Raw genomic sequence first — 2918 nt, 5'->3', positions numbered from 1 at the left:
GTCGTCACCTTGAGCCCCATGGGCGTCAGCTCGCCGGGCTCGTTGCAGTTCAGCATGCGCAGGTCGAACGGATCGACGCCGGCCTTCTCGGCGAGCTCGTCCATGTTCTGCTCGAGCGCCCAGCACAGCTCCGGGTTGCCGTAGCCGCGCATCGCCTGGCTGTACGTGTTGTTCGTGTAGACGAGGCGCGCGTCGAAGTAGACGTTCGCCACGCGGTAGAGCGACGTGGCGGGCAGCATCATCACGGACGGGTAGGTCGCGCCCCACGACGTGTACGCGCCGTTGTCGAGCACCGACTCGATGTGCCGGAAGGTCAGCTTCCCGTTCGCGTCGCACCCCTGGACGATCTTCGTGGCCGCCGACTGCCGCGGCGAGAGGTTCGAGAACTCCTCGCAGCGCGTGTACAGCATCTTCACCGGCCGGCCCGTCCTCTGGGCGAGCAGGATCGCGATGTACTCGTAGGCGTGCGTGTCGAGCCCTGAGCCGAACGCGCCGCCGAGCGTCGGCACGATCACGCGGCTGTTCTTCCCCTTGAGCCCGATCTCGGCGAGCATCTGGTTAAAGTCGCGCTGGGCGAGGAACGGGATCTGCGTCTTGGCCCACATGGTCAGGTTCTGGTTCAGATCGAACTCGGCGATGCACCCGGCCGTCCCCATGCAGCTCTGCTGGATCCACTGCGTCGAGAACTCGCCCTCGACGACGTGCGCCGCGGCGGCGCGGCCCGCCTGCAGGTCGCCCGACTCGTGGTGGAACTTGAGCGCGAGGCGGTTGTCGGTCCGCGGCTTGCCCTGGGGGTCGACCTCGTGCACGAGCGGCGCGCCCTCGCGCAGCGCCTCGGCCGGGCTGAACACGGCCGGCAGCGGCTCGTACTCGACCTCGATGAGCGCAACAGCCTCGGCCGCGACGTCCGGATCGATCGCCGCCACGGCCGCGATCTCGTCCCGGAACTGCCGGACCTTGCCCTTCTTGAGCGCCGTATTGTCGCGCAGGAACCCGATGCGGACCTCGGGTGTGTTGTACGCCGTGAGCACCGCCTTGACCCCGGGCAGGCGCTCGGCCTTGGAGGTATCGATCGAAAGAATCCGCGCGTGGACCTGATCGCTGAACTTGATCTTGCCGTGCAGCATGCCGGGCCGCGTGAAGTCGTGGATGTAGATCGCCCGGCCCGCGGCCTTGTCCGGCGCCTCGGGGCGCGAGATCTCCTTCCCGATGTGGTGGAACGCGCTCATTTGGCCTCCTTGACGGCGGAGGCCGCCCGCCTCACGGCCTCGACGATCTGCACGTAGCCCGTGCACCGGCACAGGTTGCCGACGAGCGCGCCGCGGATCTCCGCGTCCGAGGGATCGGGGGTCGCGTCGAGGAGCGCCTTGGTCGACATGATCATGCCCGGCGTGCAGAAGCCGCACTGCACGGCGCCCGCGTCCACGAACGCCTTCTGGATCGGCCCGAGGGTGTTCCCGGTGCCGAGCCCCTCGATCGTGAGCACGCGCCGGCCCTCGATCTCGAAGGCCGGGTAGAGGCACGAGTTGACCGCCCGACCTTCGACGATGACCGTGCAGGCGCCGCACTCGCCCGCGCCGCAGCCCTCCTTGGTGCCGGTGAGCCCCAGCGGACCGCGCAGCACGTCGACGAGCCGCTCGTGAGAGCCGACGAGCACCGTGACGTCGGCGCCGTTGACCACGAAAGAGATTTCCTTCCTCATGGCGTCACCCGTCCGAGCAGGCCGTACGCCGCCCGCTTCAAGTAGACCCCAATGATCCGCCTGCGGTAGTCGGCCGTGGAGCGCACGTCCGTGATGGGCGAGACCTCCCGCATGGCCGCCTCGCACGCCGCGGCGACGACGTCGTCGGTGAGCCGCTTCCCGGCGAGGCAGGCCTCGGCCCCGGGCAGGCGGATCGGGGTCGGCGCGACCGAGCCCGCCGCGATGCGCGCCGACCTGCACGTCTCGCCGTCGAGCTCGAGCAGCACGGCCACGCTCGCGACCGAGAGGTCCATGGCCACCCTGCCCTTCTTGAGGAAGACCGCCGTCGCCTTCGGGGACGGGGCGGGCAGGATCACGTGCGTCACGATCTCGTCCGGCGCGAGGCTCGTCGCCCGCGGGCCCTTGAAGAGCTTCTCGAGCGGGATCTCGCGGCCGCCGCGCGCGCCCTCGATCCGGAGCGAAGCCCCGTAGACGAGGAGCGGCAGCGCCGTGTCCGCGCAGGGCGAGGCGTTGCAGAGGTTGCCGCCCACGGTGCCCGCGTTGCGGATCGCCGGGCCGCCCACCCGGCGGGCCGCCTGCACGAGCGCCGGGAACCTGTCCAGGAGCCCCGCGTGCCGCGCGACGTCGGCGATGGTCGTCGCGGCCCCGATGCGGGCGCCGCCGTCCACCTCGACGCCGGCGAGATCCTCGATGTTGCGCAGCGAGACGAGCGCCGTGGGGCGGACCTCCCCGCCGCGGATCCGGATCATGAGATCGGTCCCGCCCGCGATGAACCGCGCGTCCCCGATCTCGGCCCGCATCGCGTGAGCCTCCGCGAGGCTGTGCGGCCTGACGTAATCGTACCTCGTCATGCGACGATCCCCCTCTCCCTGAGCTTCGCTATCTCCTGGGCCGAGACGCCGACCTCGGCGAGCAGCGCGTCGGTGTGCCCGCCGTACGCCGGGGCGAACGGGAGCGTGCCGTCGACCTCCTTCAGGTGCTCGGTGGGCACCGCCGGCGGCGGCAGCCTCACCACTCGCCCGTCCGGCGTCACGGTCCTGAGGGCGGTCGCGGCGACGAACGGGAGATCTGCGACCTCCTCGATGGGCGTGATCGGCGCGTTCGGGATCGACGCGACCCCGAGCACGCGTGCGACCTCCGCCGCGGTGTGGCGGCTCGTGATGGCCTCTATCGACGCGTGGAGCTCGACCTTGTTCCTGCGCCGCCCCTCGTTCGT

At 70.7% G+C, this 2918-nt stretch carries 4 protein-coding genes; all 4 read right to left on the bottom strand.

The features are described from left to right. Positions 1-1229 (bottom strand): molybdopterin-dependent oxidoreductase (locus M0R80_31800; protein MCK9464225.1); only part of this gene is annotated, 1229 nt, incomplete at its 3' end. Then, complete coding sequence (locus M0R80_31795; protein MCK9464224.1) at positions 1226-1702, bottom strand: (2Fe-2S)-binding protein; 477 nt, start codon at positions 1700-1702, stop codon at positions 1226-1228. The genes M0R80_31795 and M0R80_31800, both read right to left, overlap by 4 nt. After that, entirely contained in the window at positions 1699-2553 is an 855-nt protein-coding gene (locus tag M0R80_31790) for a xanthine dehydrogenase family protein subunit M (GenBank protein ID MCK9464223.1), read from the bottom strand. The genes M0R80_31795 and M0R80_31790 overlap by 4 nt, the downstream gene beginning before the upstream one ends. After that, the coding region (locus M0R80_31785; GenBank protein ID MCK9464222.1) for a CoA transferase at positions 2550-2918 on the bottom strand (369 nt) is incomplete at its 5' end. The genes M0R80_31790 and M0R80_31785, both read right to left, overlap by 4 nt.

It is taken from the genome of Pseudomonadota bacterium, assembly GCA_023229365.1.
Taxonomy (GTDB): Bacteria; Myxococcota_A; Polyangia; order JAAYKL01; family JAAYKL01; genus JALNZK01.
The sequence above is the reverse complement of the archived record's forward strand: the minus strand, read 5'-3'. Positions and strand labels throughout refer to the sequence as shown.